Origin of the sequence: Candidatus Accumulibacter sp. ACC012 (genome assembly GCF_907163155.1) — a bacterium.
Classification (GTDB): domain Bacteria; phylum Pseudomonadota; class Gammaproteobacteria; order Burkholderiales; family Rhodocyclaceae; genus Accumulibacter; species Accumulibacter delftensis.
In genome coordinates, this window is record NZ_CAJQUC010000021.1 from 166,140 (window position 1) to 186,317 (window position 20,178).

A 20,178-nucleotide genomic window follows, 5' to 3' on the forward strand; every position below is an offset into this window, starting at 1 on the left:
GCAGGTTACGCTGCAATCCGGTCATTCAGCCTGAGAGCCTCGACAAGCGGGAAAGGGTCGATTCCAGTAATAGCCTGAAGTGCCAACCGGTCGTTCGAGCCAACATCCAGAGCTACGACCGCTGACCTGCCCATTGCGGTCATTGGTGCCACAAAGCACCAATGACCGCAATGGCCGAACTGCCGCCGGATCAGTGATCCCCGCCTCCGGCAGCTTTGGGATCCGTAAGCTGCCAGTGCGATCGCAGCGGTCATTGAGATCGCAGCGGTCATTGGGCCGCTCCGGGTCGATGCCGGCCGAGCTTCCGACTGCGGGATTTTTCGCCCGGCTTCCCCGGCGCGAATGGCCGCTCGCCAGAAGTTACAGGAATGTAATCCGGGCGTCAGCCTGCTGTGCGGGCAAGTTATGCAGAATGCGCCACCAGATGTCACTTGCCAGTTCAACTCCCGGAACGGGATCTTGTCATGAAGCCATTTCGCCTTCTCGCCTTCTCGTCGCGCCCGCCGTCGTATCGTCCGCCAATGCATTCGCCCGGGATGCTGCGCGGGTCGAGGTTTTCAAGAGCGCCACTTGCGCTTGTGGTGGCGGCTGGGCCGAGGATCCTGGCGGCAAGGGTTTCGCGGTGACCAGCCTCAGGGTCGAAGAGGTGCCTGACGACCGCGAGAAGTTGGGGATGTGGGCGCAGGCTGTTTTGCGCCACAGCGCAAGGCTTCCGGCCGCGGTTTTTACCAGCCATGGAATGACAGCAGACCTTGATCCGGCGCACTCGCCGCACTCGCAGCGCGCCGTGTGCTGGCCATTGCGCTTGGCAGCGTGCCTGGTCGGTGTGCTACTGAGCCTGTCGGGAATGGCCGCTTCGCCGCCAGCGGCGCCGGAAGGCAGCCTGGGATTCTGGCTCGAAGAGGCGTGGCTAAGAAACCCGCAGGCGAAAGCAGTGGACGCCCGCGAGGGCGAAGCGCGCGCGGCGCAGGAACTGGCCTCGGGGCTGACGCCGGAGCCGGGGTCGGTCAGCGTCGGCGCGCTCAACGACCAGCTGAACAGCAATCGCGGCAAGCGCGAGATCGCCGTCGAGCTGAACGCCTACCTGTGGTTGCCCGGACAGAAAGCGGCCCGCGAAGCCGAGGCCGAGAGCCGCTTCGATGAAGTCGGCGCCAGGCGCGCCGCCCTGCGCCTGGAACTCGCCGGCGCGCTGCGCGAGGCGTGGTGGACGCTGGCCGCAGCGCGTAATAGTGCCCGCCTGGCGGTGGGTCGCCTGGAGACTGCGCGCGCGCTGGCAAGCGAAGTCCAGCGTCGCTACCAGGCTGGTGATCTGTCGCGGATCGACGCCAACCTGGCACAAATGGAAATGCAGGCCGCCGAAGCCGAGTCGATCGACGCCGACAGCTCCTTGCTGCAGGCGGAGCACGTCTTTCGCGCACTCACCGGGGCACCCGCGCCGTCGTCGATCAGCGCCGAACGGCCGGCGACGCCAGGGCATGGCGGCACAAAGCCGTTGGCACCGGAGACCTTTTCACCCTCACCCTTGCACCCGCAGCTGACCGCCGCCGCAGCCGCTTCGCGCAGTGCCCGCGCCAAGGTCAAGGTCGCTGAAGAGTCGCGGCGCGCGGCGCCCGAAGTGAGCTTGCTCGCGCTTCGCGAACGCAGCGACTTCAATGAATCGTATTCGGACAGCATCGGCATCCGTCTGAAGATCCCCTTTTCTTCAGGGGCCCTGGTGCGCCGTGAAAGCTCGGCGGCGCAGGCCGAGGCCGATCAGAGCGACGCTGAAATGCAGCGCCTCGAGCAGCGCGTCGAGCTCGACGCCATGCGTGCCCGCCAAGCTTTGCAGGCCGCCGAGCGCCAGTACGCGCTCGCCGAGCAGCGGCGCACGCTGAGCAGCGACAGCCTGCGCCTGGCGGAAAAAAGCTTTGCCCTGGGCGAAGCCGACCTGGCAACGCTGCTGCGTATTCGTTCTGCCGCTTACGCTGCCGACACTTTTCTCGGCCGCCAGGGGATTGCCCGTGCGGCGGCCATTTCGCGCCTCAATCAGACCCTGGGAGTGCTGCCGTGAGAGTGTTGTCGTGAAGCAGCTTCTGGCCACCGCCCTGCTGACGGTCGCGTTTTCGGCCTTTGGCCACGGCGGCGAAGATCATGGCGCGCCGCCCCCGGCGCTCAGCCAGAGCGTCGCGCCACGGGCCAGTGCCGCCACCGCCGACTTCGAAGTCGTCGCCGTCCTCGAAGACGGGAAACTGCTGGTCTATGTCGATCGCTTCGCGAGCAACGAGCCGGTGGCGGGTGCCAAGGTCGAAGTCGAGAGTGATGTGACCAATGCGCAAGGCCTGGCCAGCGAAACCTCACCCGGTACCTACGTCCTTCAACTCGCCGCCGACTTTCCGGCGGCCAGGCATCCGCTGACCATCAGCATCGAGACCAGCGACAATGCTGATTTGCTATCGCTGATCCTCGATACCTCGCAGCCGCCAGGCACCGCTGCGCCGCACACCCATGCCTGGAGCGAGTGGGCGGTTTGGCTCCTGGCCGCCGGGCTGCTGTTCGCCGGCGCCGCCTTGCTCCTGCTCCGGCGCCGCCGGCAACACCGATCCCCGCGAGGCCACCAAGCATGAACTTGCGCAGCATTTTCGCCTCCGTCACGCTGTCCTGCTTCGCCAGTGCCGCGCTGGCGCATGGCGGCGAGGATCACAGTCAGGACAACAAAGCCGCCGCAGCAGCGCCGGCCAGCACGCCAGGCGACGGCGCCACGGCCAGCGGGCGCCACGCCGCATCGCCGCAGCGCCTGCCTGACGGCAGCCTGTTCGTGCCCAAGCCGCTGCAGCGGCAGATCGGCGTGCGCAGCCAGCGCGTCGTCATCGCTCCGCTCTCCGCGACGATCGAACTCAACGGCCAGGTGATCGCCGACCCGGAGACCGGCGGCCGCGTGCAGGCGACGTTTGCCGGTAGCATCGAACCCGGCCCGAAAGGCATGCCGGTTCCCGGCAGGAAAGTCAGCAAGGGCGAGATCCTGGCCTACCTGCGCCCGGTCAGCAGTGCCATCGAGCGGGGTAACCAGAGGGCACAGCAAGCGGAGTTGGCCGGCGAGTTGGCGATTGCGGAAGCACGCCTGCGCCGGCTGCAAGCGCTTGAAGGGGCCGTGGCGCACAAGGAAATCGAAGCCGCACGCATCGAGCGCGGCGCGCTGCGCAAGCGCCTGGCGGCGACCAGCGCCAGCATCGACGGCGCCGAGCCCCTGCGCGCACCGGCGGCCGGCGTGATCAGCGCCAGCAGCCTGGTCGCCGGTCAGGTCGTCGATGCCAAGGAAATCCTCTTCGAGATTATCGACCCATCGCGGCTGGCGGTGGAGGCACTGGCCTACCAGGCGGGCATTGGCGCGACGCTGATTTCGGCCAGCGCCCTGTCCGAGCAAAGCGCGCTGGAGCTCGCTTTCGTCGGCGGTGGCCGGCAGATGCGTGAGCAGGCGCTGCCCCTGCTATTTCGCATCGTCACGCCGAACACCCTGGTCGCCGTCGGGCAACCACTCAAGGTGATCGTGCGCACGGCGCACGAGATCGAGGGCGCCGCCGTGCCGCGTTCGGCGCTGACGCGCATCGGTGCCGGCGAGACGGCGGTGTGGGTGCATACCGAGGCCGAACGTTTTGTCGCCCGCCGGGTGCATCCGCAAGCGCTCGATGCGAACACGGTTGCGATCAGCGACGGCCTGCACGACGGCGATCGCGTCGTGATCGAGGGCGCCGGACTGCTCTCGCAAGTGCGCTGACATGTTCGAACTGATTATCCGCGCCAGCCTCAAGCAACGGCTGCTCGTCCTCGGCATCTCGCTGTTGCTGATCATCTACGGCGCGATCACCCTGCGCCAGGTGCCGGTCGATGTCTTCCCCGACCTCAACAAGCCGACGGTGACGCTGATGACCGAAGCCGGCGGCATGGCGCCGGAGGAGGTCGAGCAGCTGGTCACTTTCCCGATCGAATCGGGAATGAACGGCATGCCCGGGGTGACGCGCGTGCGCTCGGTCTCCGGCATCGGCCTGTCGATCATTTATGTCGAGTTCGAGTGGGGTTCCGACATCTACCGCAACCGCCAGCAGATCGCCGAACGCCTGAACCTAGTCCGCGATCAGTTGCCGCCGGGGGTGGTCCCGCAGCTCGGGCCGATTTCGTCGATCATGGGCGAGATCCTGCTCATCGCCATTCCTGCCGACCCTGCCAAAGTCAGTCCGATGACCGTTCGCGAGTACGCCGACTGGGTGATGCGACCACGCCTGCTGACCATCCCGGGCGTCGCGCAGGTGATCCCGATCGGCGGCGAAGTGCGCCAGTACCGCGTCGAACTGCGCCCGGCGCAGCTGCAGGCCCTGGGCGTCGAACGCGAGAAGCTGGAAGCCGCGCTGCGCGACTTCGGCGCCAACACCAGCGGCGGTTTTCTCGAAGTGCAGGGCCGCGAATACCTGATCCGCCAGATCGGCCGCAGCGCGCGCATCGAGGATCTGCAGAACCTGGTGGTCACCGTCAGGAACGGCCAGCCGATCGTTCTCAAGCAGCTCGCCGACGTCAAGCTGGCGCCGGCGATAAAGCGCGGCGACGGAAGTTTCCAGGGCAAGCCGGCGGTGATTCTCTCGGTGCAGAAGCAACCGGCCGCCGACAGCGTGTTGCTCACTCGCGAAGTCGAGAAAGCCATCGACGAACTCGCCAGGAGCCTGCCCGAAGGCATCGAGGCGCCGTCCTTCCTCTTCAAGCAGGCCGATTTCATCGAGCACTCGGTGAACAACGTCGAAGAGGCACTGCGCGATGGCGCGATCCTCGTCGCGGTGATTCTCTTCCTGTTCCTGCTCAACGTGCGCACGACGATTATTTCGCTGATGGCGATTCCCGTATCGCTGCTGGCGACGGCGCTGGTCTTCCGCTACTTCGGCCTGTCGATCAACACCATGACCCTCGGCGGGCTGGCGATTGCGATTGGCGAACTGGTCGACGACGCTGTCGTCGGCGTCGAAAATGTCTTGCGCCGCCTGAAGCTCAACCGCGCCGCCAGCACGCCACGCCCGGTCGTCGAGGTGATCGCCGCGGCGACCCTGGAAGTGCGCTCGGCCATTGTTTACGCGACGCTGATCATCGTTCTGGTGTTCGTGCCGCTGTTCGTCCTGCCGGGCATCGAGGGGCGCCTGTTCACGCCGCTCGGCGTCGCCTACATCGTCTCGATTCTCGCCAGCATGATCGTCTCGGTGACACTGACCCCGGTGATGGCCTACTACCTGCTGCCGCGCATGCAGCAACTGCATGCCGGCGACAGCCCGCTGGTGATCTGGCTCAAGCGTGTCGACGCGCGCCTGCTGCACTGGTCCTTCGCACGCGCGCGTGGCCTGCTGATCGGTGCGCTGCTGCTGGTGCTGGTGGTCGCCGCCAGTGTGCCCTTCTTTCCGCGTTCCTTCCTGCCGCCGTTCAACGAGGGCACCCTGACCGTCAATGTGCTGCTCAACCCGGGCACCGCGCTGAGCGAATCGAACCGCATAGGCACACTCGCCGAGCAGCTCGTCGCCCAGGTTCCCGAGGTGACCAAGGTCGGCCGGCGTACCGGGCGCGCCGAACTCGACGAACATGCCGAAGGCGTGCATTACACCGAGATGGACGTCGACCTCAAGGCTTCCGATCGCGGCCGCGCCGAAATCATCGCCGACATCCGGCAACGTCTGGCCACGCTGCCGGCGGCGTCCAATGTCGGGCAGCCGATCTCGCACCGCCTCGATCACCTGCTCTCGGGCGTGCGCGCCCAGATCGCGCTGAAGATCTACGGCGACGACCTCGACACCCTGCGCGGCCTGGCCGCCGAACTGCGCGCGCGGCTGGCGCAGATCCCCGGCGTCACCGATCTGCAGATCGAGAAACAGGTACTCATCCCGCAAGTGAAGATCCATCTCGACTACGAGCAGGCGGCGCGCTACGGCGTCGCCCCCGGCAATCTGCTGCGCAGTCTCGAACAGATGATCGAGGGCGAGCGGATCACCGAGATCGTCGAGGGCAATCGTCGCTTCGACCTGCTGGTACGCCTGCCGGAAAGCGCGCGCAGCCCGCAGGCGCTGGCCGACTTGCTAATCGAAACGCCGACCGGGCACGTGCCGCTGTCGAAAGTCGCCAGCGTCGAGGAAAGCGACGGCCCCAACCAGGTCAGCCGCGAGAACTCGCGGCGCCGTATCGTGCTCTCGGCAAACACCGACGGCCGCGACATGTCGCAAGTGATCGCCGACATCCGCAGCGCACTGGCTGCCAAACCGCTACCCGATGGCTATTTCACCGCGCTAGAAGGGCAGTTCCAGGCGCAGGAGGAGGCGGCGCGGCTGATCAGCCTGCTGGCGACGATCTCGCTGACGATGATCTTCATGGTCCTCTACAGCCGCTACCGTTCGGCCGTTCTGACCCTGATCATCATGGGCAACATCCCGCTGGCGCTGGTCGGCAGTGTCATCGCGCTGTGGATTTCCGGGCAGCCGCTGTCAGTCGCTGCACTGGTCGGCTTCATCACCCTGACCGGCATCGCCACCCGCAACGGCATTCTCAAGATCAGCCACTACATCAACCTGTGCGCCTTCGAAGGCGAGACTTTCGGCCAGCACATGATCGTCCGCGGTTCGCTGGAGCGCCTGACGCCGGTGCTGATGACGGCGCTGGTGGCGGCTTTCGCGCTGCTGCCCTTGTTGCTCTCGGCCGACGCGCCGGGCAAGGAAGTGCTGCACCCGGTGGCGGTGGTGATCTTCGGCGGGCTGATCAGCTCGACCCTGCTCGACAGCCTGCTGACGCCGCTGATGTTCTCGTTGTGGGGCAAGCCGGCGCTGCAGCGCCTGCTCGCCGCGCATGACAGCGAAAGCTTCTGACCCCGAGACTGCTGAACCTGTTTCAACCAACAAGGAGTTTCCCCATGCCACCGATCAAAGCCCTGCTTCTCGCCGCCTCCAGCAGCGCCTTCATGCTCGCCAGCCAGCCCTTGCTCGCCCATTCCGACGACTATCTGGATACCCAGAAAGGGGCCAATGGCGGCCAGTTGCGCATGGCGGGTCCCTATCACTTCGAGCTGGTGGTCGCCAGCGACAACAGGGAAGCCAGGGACAGCGCGGTCGTCGTGCATGTCACCGACCATGCCGGCGCCAAGATCGCGACGGCCGGCGCGACCGGTACGGCGACCATCCTCGCTGGCAAGGAGAAGAGCACTGCGACGCTGACCGCCGCCGGCGACAACCGCATGCAAGGCGGCGCCACATACGCATCGACGCCGGACATGAAGGTCGTCGTCTCGATCACCGTGCCCGGAAAAGCGGCCGAGCAGGCGCGTTTTACGCCGCTGGCGGGGAGCAAGTAGGCGGCGAGCAGATGGCAGCGCTGTCTGGTGTTTCTCCTCGGCCGGATCGCCGTCGCTGGAGCTCGCGAATGCCGACCTTGTGCTGCTCCAGTTGCACGTAGGGCGGTGATCTGCGCGACGTCGTCCGGGGTCAGGCCGGGAACCGGTGCCATGTCGCCGCATTTCCAGGGGTGCGCGCGCCCGCCGGCCGGCGCGCGAGGCGTACTTGTTCGGCAACGACTCCGGCGCTCATTCGCCGGCGACGGCGCCCCAGCGCGGGATCAGCGTATGCGCGACGCGCAGTTGATCGAGAATTCGCGCCACGACGAAGTCCACCATGTCCTCGACGCACTGCGGATGGTTATAGAAACCGGGGTTGGGCGGCAGGATGACCGCTCCCGCGCGCACCAGGCGCAGCATGTTCTCGAGATGGATGGCGGACAGCGGTGTCTCGCGCGGTACCAGAATCAGCTTGCGGTTCTCCTTGAGGACGACGTCGGCCGCACGTTCGATCAGCTTGCTGGCCAGTCCCTGGGCAATCGCCGCCAGGGTTCCCATCGAGCACGGGCAGATGACCATCGCGTCGGGCGGGTTGGAGCCGCTGGCGACCGGCGCAAACCATTCTTCGCGGCCGTAAACTTCCAGCCTGCCGGGCAGGGCTCGATAGCGTTCCTGCAGCGTGGCCTGGGCGTCGCTGGCGCGTGCCGGCAAGTCCAGCCCCATTTCCTGCTTGGCGACGATCTGTGCGACCTGCGAGTAGAGCAGTTGCACGCGGCAGTCGGCGGCCAGCAGGCATTCGAGCAAACGCACGCCGTAGGGCATTCCGGAGGCGCCGGTGAAGGCCAGGCAGATGGTTTCAGGCATTTTCGACCTCCGTCATGTCAATGTGAAAGTCGCGTAAGCGACTCACGAAACTCCCGTCTCCCCCTGCGGGAGAAGGGCCAGGGGTGAGGCGGGGAATTCGGGGAGCATGCTCCCTGCCCGGCGAACGATTCCGGCGTGCAAGCCGGAATGCGCACTGCAAGTGAGAGGGGAACGTTCATGACGTTCATGACCTGGGGTAGCTCGACGGGTCATGAACGTCAGTTTCCAGCTCTTCGAGCAGGCGCGTCGCCAGCAGGCCGTTGATGATACCGAAGACGAGCGCGGCGACGGCGAAAAACGGGACCATCAGAAACAGGCCATTGTGGGGAATCAGCCATAGTCGTGCCAGCAGGAGTTGGCCGCCGATGTGCGCGAATGCGGCCAGGATGCTCCAGCTGATCGGGCCGAACCAGCGTCTCGGTAAGCGGTAGGCCAGTCCCAGCGTCAGCAGGCTGAAGAGCGCGCCGGTGAGGCTCATGAAGAAGCCCGGCGAAAGGAAGTAGCCGAGCAGCAGGCCGCCGGCAAAGACGCGCAGGCCGGTGACCCAGGCCGCCGCCGCCCAGCCGTGACGTGCGAGAACAATCAGCGTGACGATGTTCGCCAGCCCGGGCTTGACCCCCGGCAGGGGAAGCGGGATGGCCGCGTCAATCAGCGATAGCCCGATTGCCGCTGCTGCAAGCTGCGCGATGCGGTGGTCTTCAGGCGTTGCGAGTAGGCGTATCAGTGGCCGCTCCTCGCGCATCGGCGTGCTCGGCAAGGCGGCGGCAATGTTGCCGCTGCGCTCGACAAGCTCGCTACGGCTTTCAGACGAGTTTCACCGCGAGTTCGCCGACGCCGGCGACACTCGCTTCCAGCACATCGCCGCGTTGGACCTTCGATACGCCGGCCGGGGTGCCGGTGAAAATCAGGTCACCGGGCGCCAGCTCGACGTAGGTCGACAGATTGGCGATCACCTCGGCGACCTTCCACGACATCTGGTCGAGGTCGCCGTTCTGGCGCAGCTGGCCATTGACCTTGAGCGAGATGGCGCCGTGCTCGGGATGACCGATGCTGGCCCGCGGCTGGATGGCGCCGATCGGTGCGCTTTGATCGAAACCCTTGGCCATGTCCCATGGGTGGCCCTTCTCCTTGGCCGCGCGCTGCAGGTCGCGACGGGTCAGATCAAGGCCCACGGCGTAGCCATAGACCCATTCGAGGGCTTTTGCCGGTGAGACCGCAGCGCCTCCTCCGGACAGCGCGACCACCAGTTCGACCTCATGCTGCAGATCGCCGGTGGCCGGTGGATAGTGAACATCGCCGCCGCCAGGCACCAGCGCGTCGGCGGGCTTGCTGAAGAAGAACGGTGGCTGGCGCCCGTCGGCACCCATTTCGGCTGCGTGCGCAGCGTAGTTTTGCCCGACGCAGTAAACCCGGCGCACCGGGAAGAGGGTGTCACTACCAGCGACGGGTACGCACACCTGGGCGGCGGGCGGAAAGACGTAGGGCATGCTTGCTCCTTGGGGTTTAAGGTTTCAGACGGGGTTGTCGAGATCGGCGAAATGACAGTCGAGGCCGAAACGTTCGGCCAGGTGTGCAGCGAGCGCCTGTACGCCGTAGCGTTCGCTGGCATGGTGACCAGCGGCCAGGTAGGCGACGCCGGATTCGCGCGCCAGATGGACCGTCTGCTCGGAGATTTCGCCGCTCAGGTAGAGGTCTGCACCCAGCGCGATGGCCTCTTCGAAGAGCCCTTGCGCACCGCCTGAACACCAGGCGACGCGCTTGACCGGGCGCTCGCCGTCGCCGATGAGCAGCGGCTCGCGTTGTAGCACCGCAGCGACGTGTTTGCTGACCGCAGCGACGGTCGCCGGCTTTTCCAGTCGTCCGTGCCAGCCGATGTCCTGCTCGCCGAAGCGGCCTTCGGGCAGCCAGCCGAAGCGCTTGGCCAGCTGCGCGTTGTTGCCGAACTGGGGATGGCTGTCGAGCGGCAGGTGATAGGCGATCAGGTTGATGTCATTGTGCAGAAGGGTTTGCAGACGTGTTCGGCGGATGCCGGTGACGCGACCGTCTTCACCGCGCCAGAACCAGCCGTGATGGACCAGGATGACGTCGGCGGCACGCGCGACGGCGACGTCGAGCAGCGCCTGACTGGCGGTGACGCCGGCGACCAGGCTGCGGATTTCAGGCCGTCCTTCCACTTGCAGTCCGTTTGGGCAATAATCCTTGAAGCGGCCTGCGTCCAGGATCTCGTCCAGGTAGCGTGTCAATTCTTCGCGTTTCATTCACTCGCTCCGGTTTCGCCCATGCGCAGGCTCTGGCTGATTTTTGCACAAACGGTGACCTTTGGTGTCGCCCTTCTTTTCGTCGTCAGTACCCTTAAGCCCGAATGGCTCGGCAAGGCACCGATATTCGGCACCAGTATCGTTGCCCTGCAGGAGTCGGTGACGCTGGGCGAGGCGCCGACGCTCGTTGCGCCCTCGTATCGCCAGGCGGCGAAGAAGGCGCTGCCGTCGGTGGTGCATATCTTTACCGCACAGAAGGTCAGGGCGCGTCGTCATCCCCTGTACGACGACCCGGCTTTCCGTCACTTCTTCGGTGACGATCCGGGCGGTGATGGGCCGAGCAGTTCGGGCCTGGGCTCGGGCGTCATTGTCAGCTCCGGCGGCTATGTTCTCACGAACAACCACGTTGTCGAATCCGCCGACCAGATCGAGGTCGCGCTCAGCGATGGCCGTAACCTGAATGCGCGCCTCGTTGGCAGTGACCCGGAATCCGATCTGGCGGTGCTGCAGATCACCGCCGACAACGGCAAGGCGCTGGCCTTGCCATTGCCGGCGATCACCTTTGGGCAGATGGACGACGTTCTGGTCGGCGACGTGACCCTGGCCATTGGCAACCCCTTCGGCGTCGGTCAGACGGTGACCATGGGCATCATCTCGGCCCTCGGCCGCTCGCACCTGGGGATCAATACTTTCGAGAGCTTCATCCAGACCGACGCGGCGATCAATCCGGGCAATTCGGGTGGGGCGCTGGTGGACAGTCGCGGCAACCTGATCGGCATCAACACCGCCATCTACTCGCGTTCCGGCGGTTCGCTCGGCATCGGTTTTGCGATTCCGATTTCGATTGCGCGCAATGTCATGGAGCAGATCATCGCGACGGGGACAGTTACGCGCGGCTGGATTGGCGTCGAGGCGCAGGAAATTACCGTCGATCTCGCCGAGTCTTTCGGCCTGCCCGATACTCGCGGTGCGCTGATCGCCGGCGTCCTGCGCGGCGGCCCGGCCGATGCGGGGGGGATCAAGCCGGGTGATATCCTGCTCGCCGTCGCCGGTCGCGCAGTCGAGGATCCGCATGGGATGCTCGACCTGATCGCCGGCCAGAAGCCGGGCGAAGCGGTCAGCTTCCAGTTGCGTCGCCAGAACAAACTTTTCGACATCACGGTCAAGATCGGCAAGCGCGCGCCGCAGAGTCGCGGGGACGACTAGCGGTCATGACATGTCGAGATACCCCAGACATTGAAAGTCACGACTGCCCCCTCTCACGTGCAGTGCGCATTCCGGCTTGCACGCCGGAATCGTTCGACGGGCAGGGAGCATGCTCCCTGAATTCCCCGCCTCACCTCCGGCCCTTCTCCCGCAGGGGGAGAAGGGAGTTTCGTGAGTCGCTTGCGCGACTTTCACATTAAACAGGAAGGCGGGACATGTGCCAGCTACTCGGCATGAACTGCAATGTGCCGACCGACATCTGTTTCTCTTTTGCCGGATTCCAGGCACGTGGAGGCGCGACCGACGTTCATTCCGACGGCTGGGGAATTGCTTTCTTCGAAGGTCGCGGTACGCGTGTTTTCCTCGAACCGCAGCCCTCGTGTTCTTCACCGCTGGCCGAGCTCGTACGCAGCTATCCGATCCACTCGCAAAATGTCATCGCGCATATTCGCAAGGCGACGCAGGGCGTTGTGGCACTCGAAAACACCCACCCGTTCATGCGCGAACTCTGGGGACGTTACTGGATTTTCGCGCACAACGGCCACTTGCCCAATTTTTCGCCGCCGCTCGACAGCAGCTTCACCCCTGTTGGCGACACCGATAGCGAACGCGCGTTTTGCTGGCTGTTACAGAACTTACGGCAGCGCTTTGGCAGTCATGCGCCGAGCCAGGCGCTGCTTTTCGAGGCGCTGCATCAGCTGACTCTCGAGCTTGCTGCGCAAGGGGCGTGCAATTTCCTGTTGTCGAATGGCGACTGCCTGTTCGCGCACTGCTCCACACAGCTTACCTACATCATTCGCCAGGCACCGTTTGCCGTTGCCCATCTACGCGACCAGGATGTGAGCATCGACTTCAGCGCTGTGACGACGCCGGAGGATCGCGTTGCGGTGATCGCCACGGTGCCGCTGACCGACAACGAGCAATGGACGACGCTGCCCAGCGGCAGTCTGTGGCTGTTCGAAGAGGGGGCTCCGGTGCGGCATCGGCTGACCGTCGCCGGGCCGGAGAAAGTGGCGAAGGCGGAGAACGCCGAGAACGCCGAGAACACGCCTTCCTGAAAAACGCGGCCGCTGGGCTTAATGTGAAAAAGTCGCGCAAGCGACTCACGAAACTCCCTTCTCCCCTCGCGGGAGAAGGATCAGGGGAAGAGGGGGACGGTCATGGCTTTCATCATCAGGGGGTGTCTCGACAGGTCATGACCGTTAGCCGCACACCGCCGCCGCGCGGCCGCCGTGGCGGCGTTCAGGCGCCTGGTTTCTGGTCTCGCCCTGCTTGCGTATCGAGGTCGGTGACAGCCTTGTTCATCTCGTCGGCACTCAGCGCCTTCCATTCGCCTTCGGCTGCGGCGGCAGGCTCCTCATCGTAGGGCCTCTCCTGAGGTGCAGAGCGCTTGGTCACCAAGTGAGCCAGCGCCAGCCCGAGTTCAAAAAGCAGGCACATCGGTATGGCCATCAGCAGCTGTGAAACGACGTCCGGCGGTGTCAGGACGGCAGCGACGACAAACGAGCCGACAATGACGTAGGGGCGCCATTCCTTGAGCTTGGCGAGGGCGACGATGTCGGCATACACCAGGACGACGACCAGCACCGGGACCTCGAAGGTCACGCCAAAGGCCATGAAGGTGGTCATCACGAATGACACGTACTTCTCGATGTCGGTCATCCAGGCGACGCCTTCGGGCGCCACTTTGGCCATGAAGCCGAAAACCGTCGGAAAGACCAGAAAATACGCGAAAGCCATGCCCACGAAGAACAGGAAGACGCTCGCTCCGACCAGTGGCAAGGCCAGTTTCTTCTCGTGGGCATAGAGACCCGGGGCGATGAAAGCCCAGAGCTGGTAGAGGACGTAGGGCAGGGCGATCAGGAAAGCGACCATCAGCGCCACTTTCATCGGCACCAGGAAAACACCGATCACGTCGGTGGCAATCATCTGGCCACCTTGCGGGAGTTTATCCAGCAAGGGCTGGGCCAACTGCGAATAGAGTTCCTTCGCCCAGGGGACCAGACAAAGGAAGACGATGCCGATGGCGATCAGCGCGCGTATCAGACGGTCGCGTAGCTCGACCAGGTGCGAGAGGAATGAATCCCCGGTTTCTTCGCTCATTGTTGGATCAGACTGTTCCGGCTGGTTTTTCGGGGCTGCCGGGCGCATTCGCAGTTGGCGTGGCGGCGGTGGTCACGGCCGGCTGCGTTGGCTCGGTCGACGCTATGCTCGGCTGGGTGTTCGCAGCCGGGGTGCTTGCGTCGCCGCTGACCGCTTGCGCGGTTTGCGTCATGGCCTGGCGTGCGGCCTGCATTTCGCCGTTCAGCGACTGCTCCACGCTGCGCGCGGAATCCTGGATCTCGGCGCGCAGTCTCTTCAACTCGTCGAGTTGCATTTCGCGACTGATGTCGGATTTCACGTCGCTGACGTAACGCTGCACACGTCCGAGCAGGTGCCCGGCCGCGCGCGCCACTTTCGGGAGCCGCTCGGGACCGATCACCACCAGCGCGACGACCGCTATGAGAATCATCTCGGAAAAGCTGATATCAAACATTGGCCGTCGGTGAGTGAATAAGCGATGAGAAACAAGCAGCGAGAGCAGCGCGGCCCCTGGCGGGCGGCCGGGCGCTCACGCTGCTGGCGGCTCGACTAGCACTAGCTCCTGGTCTTTTCGCGGACCTCGCCCTCGATGGTTTGCGCGTCCTTGACCTGTTGCGGTGCCTGTTGCTGTGGTGGCGGTGTGCTGTCGGTGGCGGCCTGGTCGTTGCTGCTCGCTTCCTTGATGCCGTCCTTGAAACCCTTGACCGCACCGCCAAGATCGGAGCCCAGTCCGCGTAGTTTCTTGGTTCCGAAAACCAGCAGGACGATGACCAGAACGATCAACCAATGCCAGATGCTGAAAGAACCCATGTCAGGTCTCCATTAATGTGAAAGTCGCGCAAGCGACTCACGAAACTCCCTTCTCCCCTCGCGGGAGAAGCGCCGGGGGAAGAGGAGGGGGTTCATTACTACCTTGATCTGCGCTATCTCGATGGGTCATGACCGTTAATATGGAATACGGCTTTGGCCACCGCCACCGCCCGGCAGGCGACACGCGTGGCCAGGGCTTGCCGTCAGACTCGTTTGAGCATTGGCCCGACCGGTTCTGGCCCGCCGACGATATGCGCGTGCAGGTGCTGCACTTCCTGATGACCGATCACGCCGGTGTTGATGATCAGGCGGAAGCCGTCCGGGCTGCCTTGCTCGGTCGCCAGGCGGTTGGCGATGGCCAGCATGCGTCCGAGAACCGGCAGATCCGCCTCGCTGGTACTCGCCAGCGAGGTGATGTGGCGTTTCGGAATCACCAGGACATGCACCGGACGAGCCGGCTTGATGTCGTGGAAGGCAAAGACTTCGTCGTCTTCGTAAACCTTGCGCGCCGGGATTTGACCAGCCGCGATCTTGCAGAACAGGCAGTCTTCCATGACTCAGCTTTTCCTCGACTTTTTCTCGTCGATGCCCGAAACGCCTTCGCGGCGCCGCATTTCCTGCAGCACGTCTTCGATCGACAGGCCATAAAAGGCGAGCAGTACCATCGTGTGGTAGAGCACGTCAGTCGACTCCCAGACCACATGCAGGCGGTTGCCTTCCTTGCCGGCCATGATCAACTCGGCGGTTTCTTCGCCGATTTTCTTGAGGATGGCGTCCGGCCCCTTGGCCATCAACTGGGCTGTGTACGAGGTTTCCGGGTCGGCCTTGCGGCGCGCAAGCAGGGTCTCTGAGATCCGGTGCAGCATGTCCATGTTCATTTACCGTAGATTTCCTTGGGATCCTTGAGCACCGGGTCGGCCGTTACCCACGTTTCCCTCTGCAGTTGATAGAAAAAACAGCTCTCGCGACCGGTGTGGCAGGCAATTCCGCCTTCCTGGTCGATCGACAGTAGCAGCACGTCGCCATCACAGTCGGTGCGAATCGAGCGTACGCGTTGCGCATGACCGGATTCCTCTCCTTTGCGCCACAGTCGTTGACGAGAACGCGACCAGTATACCGCGCTACCGCTGTTTACCGTCTCCTGCAGTGATTGGCGATTCATGAAGGCGAACATTAGCACTCGACCACTGCTGGCATCCTGGGCAATTGCCGGAAGCATTCCCTGCGCGTCCCATTTGAGGGCGTTCAGCCAGTCCTGGCCGGGGTCCAGATCACTCACAGGCGGACCTCGATCCCCCGCTCGCGCATATAGGTCTTGGCCTGTCGAACGGTGAATTCTCCAAAATGGAAGATGCTCGCCGCCAGGACGGCATCGGCGCGGCCATCGCTGACGCCGTCGACGAGGTGCTGGAGATTGCCGACGCCTCCGCTCGCGATTACCGGAATTTCCACTGCGTCCGACACGGCGCACGTCAGCGGCAGGTCGAAACCGTTGCGTGTGCCATCGCGATCCATGCTGGTGAGCAGGATTTCGCCGGCACCGAGCTGCTGTACGCGGCGCGCCCAGGCAATGGCGTCGATGCCGGTGTGGCGGCGTCCGCCATGGGTGAACACCTGCCATTCACCCGGCGCCACCTGCTTGGCGTCGATGGCGACGACGATGCATTGATTGCCGACCTTGGCCGAGGCGTTGGCGACCAGGTCCGGGTTCTCGACGGCGGCGGTGTTCATGCTCACCTTGTCTGCGCCCGCGTTCAGCAAGCGCCTGACGTCGGCAACCGAGCGCACGCCGCCACCAACGGTCAGTGGAATGAAGACTTCGGCAGCACAGGCTTCGACGACGTGCAGGATGATGTCGCGCTGATCCGACGAGGCGGTGATGTCGAGAAAGGTGATTTCGTCGGCCCCCTGCTGATCATAGCGGCGGGCGATTTCGACCGGGTCACCAGCATCGCGCAACGCGACGAAATTGGTGCCCTTGACGACACGACCGGCAGTTACGTCCAGGCAGGGGATGATGCGTTTGGCCAGGCCCATGCTCAGTCAGCGCCTTGATCTTGCCATCTGGTGGCGCGCTCAGGCATTCGCCGCCCGGTCCGCTTCCGCCTGTGCGACGGAAAAATCCAGTGAGCCGTCGTAAATGGCGCGGCCGGCGATGGCGGCGCTGATGCCTTCCTGCTCGACCGCACAAAGCTGCCGAATGTCGTCGATACTCGACAGACCGCCGCTGGCGATGACCGGGATCAGCAGTGCCTGGGCCAGCTTGACGGTGGCTTCGATATTGAATCCGGAAAGCATGCCATCGCGACCGATATCGGTGTAGATGATTGCCTCGACACCGTAGTCCTCGTACTTCTTGGCCAGATCGATGACGTCGTGCCCGGTCATCTTGGACCAGCCGTCAACCGCCACTTTGCCGTCGCGGGCATCGAGGCCGACGATTATGTGGCCGGGGAAGGCGCCGCACGCATCATGCAGAAAGCCGGGATTCTTGACCGCCGCGGTGCCAATGATCACATAACTGACGCCGTCGTCGAGACAGCGTTCGATGGTGTCGAGATCGCGAATGCCGCCGCCAAGCTGGACGGGAATGTCGTTGCCGACGGCCTGCACGATTTCTTTGATGGCGTTCTCATTTTTCGGCTTGCCGGCGAAGGCGCCGTCGAGGTCGACCACGTGCAGGCGCCGGGCGCCCTGGGCAAGCCATGCACGCGCCTGCTCGCCGGGAGAGCTGGAGAAGACGGTTACCTGCTCCATGAGACCCTGTTTGAGCCGGACGCACTGTCCGCCTTTGAGGTCAATCGCGGGGATAATCAACATGTCGGAGTGATTGAAGTGAGTTGGAAGGAGGGTGAGGAGGGTGAGGAGGGCGCTGGAAGCAGGCAGACCGGCACTCGGTCAGGGCTTCCAGGCGACGAAGTTGGCCAGCATGGCGAGCCCGTCAATGGCGCTCTTTTCCGGATGGCACTGAATGGCAAAGATATTATCCCGAGCCACTGCGCTGGTAAAGGGTATGCCGTAGCGGGTGGTGCCGACGACGTAGTCCTCATCCTGAGGTTCGACGAAATAACTGTGCACAAAATAGAAGCGCGCATCGTTGGCAATGCCTTTCCAGAGCGCGTGTTCGCGGCTGTGCCTGACCTCGTTCCAGCCCATGTGCGGCACCTTGAGCTTGCTACCCATGGCGTCGATCATTTTCTCGGCGGGAAAGCGGCGCACATTGCCGGCGATCAGGCCCAGGCCGGGGACATTTCCTTCGTCGCTATGCTCGAAGAGCATTTGTTGACCGATACAGATACCCAGAAAGGGCTTGTTGCGGGCGGCTTCGAGCACCGCGCTACGCAGGCCGCGCGTCTCGATCTCGTGCATGCAGTCCGGCATGGCGCCTTGCCCGGGGAAGACTACGCGTTCGGCGGCAGCGACCGCGGCCGGATCCGACGAGACCAGCACCTGGCGACCGTCGGCGACGTGGGCCAGCGCTTGCCAGACCGAACGCAGGTTGCCCATCCCGTAATCGACCACGACGATCGCCCCCCTGGCTGCAGCGAGCGCGGCCATCAGAGCGTGCCTTTGGTCGACGGAATGCTGGCGCCGGCGCGAGGATCGATTTCGACGGCGGCGCGCAGGGCACGTCCGAAGGCCTTGAATACCGTTTCCGCCTGGTGGTGCGCGTTGTCGCCGCGCAGATTGTCGATGTGCAGGCTCAGCAAGGCATGATTGACCAGGCCCTGGAAGAATTCATGCACCAGATCGACGTCGAAGGCGCCAATCATCGCGCGCTTGAAATCGACATGGAATTCGAGGCCCGGGCGGCCGGAAAGGTCGATCACCACGCGCGAAAGCGCTTCGTCGAGAGGGACATAGGCGTGCCCGTAGCGGCGCAGCCCTTTCTTGTCGCCCAGTGCCTTGGCCAGCGCCTGGCCGAGAGTGATGCCGATATCCTCGACGGTGTGGTGGGCGTCGATGTGCAGGTCGCCGTCGGCTTGAATGTCGAGGTCGATCAGGCCGTGCCGGGCAATCTGCTCGAGCATGTGATCGAGAAAGGGGACGCCGGTGGCGAAGCTGCTCTGGCCGCTGCCATCGAGGTTCAGGCGAACGGTGATCCGGGTTTCGAGTGTATTCCTGGAAACTTCTGCTTGCCGCATCGGGAGACCATGGCAGGGTGGCAAAAAAATGTCGGGTTTGAAGAAAATCTTCGCGCTTCGCGTGTGAGCACTGAAACAGTGCCGCCAATCGGCGAACGTCGCCTTGACCGACAGAGGCGCATGATACCATTTCACGCTTCCCTTGCATCCGAACTGAGTCGCCTTTCATGAGCCGCTACTGGAGTTCCCTTGTTCATCGCCTGACGCCTTATGTTCCTGGCGAGCAGCCGAAGTTGGTTAGGCTGGTCAAGCTGAACACCAACGAGAATCCCTATCCGCCATCCCCGCGCGTGCTCGAGGCGATTACCGAAGAGTTGACGAACGGCGGCGAACGGCTGCGCCTGTACCCGGATCCGAGCGCCGATCGCCTCAAGGAAGCCGTTGCCGCGCGCTTTGCAGATTTTGGCATCAGGGCGCAGCAGGTCTTCGTCGGCAACGGCTCGGATGAAGTGCTGGCGCATGTATTCATGGCGCTGCTCAAGCACGAACGACCGATTCTCTTCCCCGACATCACCTACAGCTTCTATCCGGTCTACTGCGGTTTGTACGAGGTCGCTTTTGCGACAGTGCCGCTGGATGAGAATTTTGCGATTTCTGTCGACGACTATGTGGCAGCCAACGGCGGCATCATTTTCCCGAACCCGAATGCGCCGACGGGCTGCCTGCTGCCGCTGCAAGCGATCGCCTCCCTGCTAGCCAGGCATCGGCAGTCGGTCGTCGTCGTCGATGAAGCCTACGTGGACTTCGGCGGCGAGTCGGCGATGGTGCTGGTCAATGAGCACCCGAACCTGCTGGTCGTGCGCACCCTGTCCAAGGCGCACTCGCTGGCCGGCCTGCGCGTCGGCTACGCGGTTGGTCAGGGTGAGCTGATCGAGGCGCTGGATCGCGTCAAGAACAGCTTCAACTCGTATCCACTCGATCGCCTGGCGATTGCCGGCGCCGTCGCCGCGATCGGTGACCAGGCGTATTTCGATGGTACGCGGCAAGCGGTGATGCGCAGCCGCGAGGCGCTGTGCAGTGCCTTGTCGGGGCTGGGTTTCGAGGTCTTGCCGTCGGCGGCCAATTTCGTTTTTGCGCGTCACCGGCAACGCGATGCGGCTGAACTAGCTGCTGCCTTGCGTCAGCGCGGAATCATCGTGCGCCACTTCAATTTGCCACGCATTGACCAGCACCTGCGCATCACCATCGGTACCGATGCGCAGGGCGAACTGCTGATCGAAGCTTTGCGCGAGATTCTCGCTTGAGTGCCCGAGAGTCGGCGATTTTGAGATTTTGAGATTTTGAGATTTTGAGTGCGGCGCTGCAGGGCAGGCGCTGCCGCTCAGCTCTCGATGCGATACTCGGCCGAGCGGGCGTGTGCCGGCAGCCCTTCGCCGTAGGCCAGTGTCGCCGCAATGCGCCCCAGCGTTTTCGATGCCGCCTGCGAAACGCGGATCAGGCTGCTCCGTTTCTGGAAGTCATAGACGCCGAGCGGTGACGAGAAGCGCGCGCTGCC

Annotated in this window: 23 protein-coding genes; 8 read left to right on the forward strand and 15 right to left on the reverse strand. The window is 64.1% G+C overall.

Annotated elements, in window-relative coordinates; genetic code table 11:
• Nucleotides 1-739: 739 nt before the first annotated feature.
• From QZ648_RS20660 to QZ648_RS20680, 5 genes are read left to right on the forward strand one after another with little or no spacing between them, the layout of a single operon-like run.
• Nucleotides 740-2,050: a TolC family protein gene (locus QZ648_RS20660; RefSeq protein WP_291998170.1), complete on the forward strand. Its 1,311-nt coding sequence runs from the start codon at nucleotides 740-742 to the stop codon at nucleotides 2,048-2,050.
• A gap of 10 nt (nucleotides 2,051-2,060) precedes the next feature.
• Nucleotides 2,061-2,603 carry an LPXTG cell wall anchor domain-containing protein gene (locus tag QZ648_RS20665; RefSeq protein ID WP_291998171.1) on the forward strand — a complete coding sequence of 181 codons (543 nt, stop codon included), beginning with the start codon at nucleotides 2,061-2,063 and terminating at the stop codon, nucleotides 2,601-2,603.
• Nucleotides 2,600-3,751, forward strand: a complete 1,152-nt coding sequence (locus QZ648_RS20670) for an HlyD family efflux transporter periplasmic adaptor subunit (protein WP_291998172.1) — start codon at nucleotides 2,600-2,602, stop codon at nucleotides 3,749-3,751. Before QZ648_RS20665 ends, QZ648_RS20670 begins: the two co-directional genes overlap by 4 nt.
• Before the next feature lies 1 nt (nucleotide 3,752).
• Nucleotides 3,753-6,857 (forward strand): efflux RND transporter permease subunit, encoded by a 3,105-nt coding sequence (locus QZ648_RS20675; RefSeq protein ID WP_291998173.1) that lies wholly within the window; start codon nucleotides 3,753-3,755, stop codon nucleotides 6,855-6,857.
• Between the two features lie 44 nt (nucleotides 6,858-6,901).
• The gene (locus QZ648_RS20680; RefSeq protein ID WP_169068183.1) at nucleotides 6,902-7,339 is read left to right on the forward strand and encodes a hypothetical protein; all 438 of its coding nucleotides are present in this window, start codon (nucleotides 6,902-6,904) and stop codon (nucleotides 7,337-7,339) included.
• 228 nt (nucleotides 7,340-7,567) lie between these two features.
• On the opposite strand, the gene QZ648_RS20685 is transcribed toward QZ648_RS20680, so the two are convergent.
• The 4 genes from QZ648_RS20685 to QZ648_RS20700 form a co-directional block, all read right to left on the reverse strand.
• Complete coding sequence (locus QZ648_RS20685; RefSeq protein WP_291998174.1) at nucleotides 7,568-8,182, reverse strand: flavin prenyltransferase UbiX; 615 nt, start codon at nucleotides 8,180-8,182, stop codon at nucleotides 7,568-7,570.
• Nucleotides 8,183-8,366: 184 nt separating this feature from the next.
• A complete protein-coding gene (locus QZ648_RS20690) occupies nucleotides 8,367-8,924 on the reverse strand; it encodes a Gx transporter family protein (RefSeq protein ID WP_169068184.1) in 558 nt (185 codons plus the stop codon).
• A gap of 61 nt (nucleotides 8,925-8,985) precedes the next feature.
• Nucleotides 8,986-9,669: a fumarylacetoacetate hydrolase family protein gene (locus tag QZ648_RS20695; RefSeq protein ID WP_169068185.1), complete on the reverse strand. Its 684-nt coding sequence runs from the start codon at nucleotides 9,667-9,669 to the stop codon at nucleotides 8,986-8,988.
• Nucleotides 9,670-9,693: 24 nt separating this feature from the next.
• Complete coding sequence (locus tag QZ648_RS20700) at nucleotides 9,694-10,440, reverse strand: Nif3-like dinuclear metal center hexameric protein (RefSeq protein WP_169068186.1); 747 nt, start codon at nucleotides 10,438-10,440, stop codon at nucleotides 9,694-9,696.
• A gap of 21 nt (nucleotides 10,441-10,461) precedes the next feature.
• Here QZ648_RS20700 and QZ648_RS20705 point away from each other — a divergent pair, with 21 nt between their 5' ends.
• Nucleotides 10,462-11,646 carry a trypsin-like peptidase domain-containing protein gene (locus QZ648_RS20705; RefSeq protein ID WP_291998175.1) on the forward strand — a complete coding sequence of 395 codons (1,185 nt, stop codon included), beginning with the start codon at nucleotides 10,462-10,464 and terminating at the stop codon, nucleotides 11,644-11,646.
• A gap of 215 nt (nucleotides 11,647-11,861) precedes the next feature.
• A complete protein-coding gene (locus QZ648_RS20710) occupies nucleotides 11,862-12,704 on the forward strand; it encodes a class II glutamine amidotransferase (protein ID WP_291998176.1) in 843 nt (280 codons plus the stop codon).
• 184 nt (nucleotides 12,705-12,888) lie between these two features.
• Here the strand turns inward: QZ648_RS20710 and tatC are convergent, their stop codons facing one another.
• The 10 genes from tatC to hisB all read right to left on the reverse strand — a co-directional run bounded on the left by tatC (nucleotide 12,889) and on the right by hisB (nucleotide 18,683).
• The gene (gene tatC / locus QZ648_RS20715; protein ID WP_169065531.1) at nucleotides 12,889-13,749 is read right to left on the reverse strand and encodes a twin-arginine translocase subunit TatC; all 861 of its coding nucleotides are present in this window, start codon (nucleotides 13,747-13,749) and stop codon (nucleotides 12,889-12,891) included.
• Between the two features lie 7 nt (nucleotides 13,750-13,756).
• Nucleotides 13,757-14,182, reverse strand: a complete 426-nt coding sequence (gene tatB, locus QZ648_RS20720; RefSeq protein WP_169065532.1) for a Sec-independent protein translocase protein TatB — start codon at nucleotides 14,180-14,182, stop codon at nucleotides 13,757-13,759.
• A 101-nt stretch (nucleotides 14,183-14,283) separates the two neighbouring features.
• Complete coding sequence (gene tatA / locus QZ648_RS20725; RefSeq protein ID WP_169065533.1) at nucleotides 14,284-14,538, reverse strand: Sec-independent protein translocase subunit TatA; 255 nt, start codon at nucleotides 14,536-14,538, stop codon at nucleotides 14,284-14,286.
• Nucleotides 14,539-14,741: 203 nt separating this feature from the next.
• Nucleotides 14,742-15,092, reverse strand: a complete 351-nt coding sequence (locus QZ648_RS20730) for a histidine triad nucleotide-binding protein (protein WP_169065534.1) — start codon at nucleotides 15,090-15,092, stop codon at nucleotides 14,742-14,744.
• A 3-nt stretch (nucleotides 15,093-15,095) separates the two neighbouring features.
• On the reverse strand, nucleotides 15,096-15,416 hold the full coding sequence (locus QZ648_RS20735; RefSeq protein WP_042335393.1) for a phosphoribosyl-ATP diphosphatase: 321 nt from the start codon (nucleotides 15,414-15,416) through the stop codon (nucleotides 15,096-15,098).
• Nucleotides 15,413-15,817, reverse strand: a complete 405-nt coding sequence (gene hisI, locus QZ648_RS20740) for a phosphoribosyl-AMP cyclohydrolase (RefSeq protein WP_169065535.1) — start codon at nucleotides 15,815-15,817, stop codon at nucleotides 15,413-15,415. The genes QZ648_RS20735 and hisI overlap by 4 nt, the downstream gene beginning before the upstream one ends.
• Nucleotides 15,814-16,575, reverse strand: a complete 762-nt coding sequence (gene hisF / locus QZ648_RS20745) for an imidazole glycerol phosphate synthase subunit HisF (protein WP_169065536.1) — start codon at nucleotides 16,573-16,575, stop codon at nucleotides 15,814-15,816. The genes hisI and hisF overlap by 4 nt, the downstream gene beginning before the upstream one ends.
• 39 nt (nucleotides 16,576-16,614) lie before the next feature.
• A complete protein-coding gene (gene hisA, locus QZ648_RS20750) occupies nucleotides 16,615-17,358 on the reverse strand; it encodes a 1-(5-phosphoribosyl)-5-[(5-phosphoribosylamino)methylideneamino]imidazole-4-carboxamide isomerase (protein ID WP_169065537.1) in 744 nt (247 codons plus the stop codon).
• Between the two features lie 78 nt (nucleotides 17,359-17,436).
• Nucleotides 17,437-18,096, reverse strand: a complete 660-nt coding sequence (hisH, locus tag QZ648_RS20755) for an imidazole glycerol phosphate synthase subunit HisH (RefSeq protein WP_291998177.1) — start codon at nucleotides 18,094-18,096, stop codon at nucleotides 17,437-17,439.
• Nucleotides 18,096-18,683, reverse strand: a complete 588-nt coding sequence (gene hisB, locus QZ648_RS20760) for an imidazoleglycerol-phosphate dehydratase HisB (protein ID WP_169065538.1) — start codon at nucleotides 18,681-18,683, stop codon at nucleotides 18,096-18,098. Before hisB ends, hisH begins: the two co-directional genes overlap by 1 nt.
• A 167-nt stretch (nucleotides 18,684-18,850) precedes the next feature.
• On the opposite strand from hisB, the gene hisC reads away from it, so the two are divergent.
• On the forward strand, nucleotides 18,851-19,927 hold the full coding sequence (hisC, locus tag QZ648_RS20765; RefSeq protein WP_169065539.1) for a histidinol-phosphate transaminase: 1,077 nt from the start codon (nucleotides 18,851-18,853) through the stop codon (nucleotides 19,925-19,927).
• Nucleotides 19,928-20,004: 77 nt separating this feature from the next.
• Here the strand turns inward: hisC and QZ648_RS20770 are convergent.
• A partial coding sequence (locus QZ648_RS20770; RefSeq protein WP_291998181.1) for a histidinol dehydrogenase occupies nucleotides 20,005-20,178 on the reverse strand: 174 nt, incomplete at its 5' end.